Genomic DNA, 223 nt, shown 5'->3' with positions numbered 1-223 from the left:
CTGCCCATTGCCGTTTTCGTTTCATCCAAGAGCCATACCAACGTTCCCTGGCGCTTGCCGCTGCGCATATTGGTCGTTAATTCCAGATTGGTCTTGGAATAATGATCGATTTTCATATAGGAGCTCGGCTGATAAGAGATCGCCTTTTGCAGATGGTCAAGCGAGCGTTTCTGAGTTGTCAGCAGATATGAGACAAGCTGCGCACCCACCTGTTTTTCTCCAG

At 48.9% G+C, this 223-nt stretch carries 1 protein-coding gene; it reads right to left on the bottom strand.

Going from position 1 to position 223, the window contains the following annotated elements:
- On the bottom strand, positions 1-223 hold a 223-nt coding region (locus LJE08_RS14685; protein WP_227403676.1), incomplete at both ends, for a hypothetical protein.

The organism is Holdemanella sp. DFI.5.55 (genome assembly GCF_020593575.1).
GTDB classification, from domain to species: Bacteria; Bacillota_I; Bacilli_A; order Erysipelotrichales; family Erysipelotrichaceae; genus Holdemanella; species Holdemanella hominis.
Note: the sequence above shows the minus strand (reverse complement) of the source record. Positions and strands in the feature narration are given on the sequence as shown.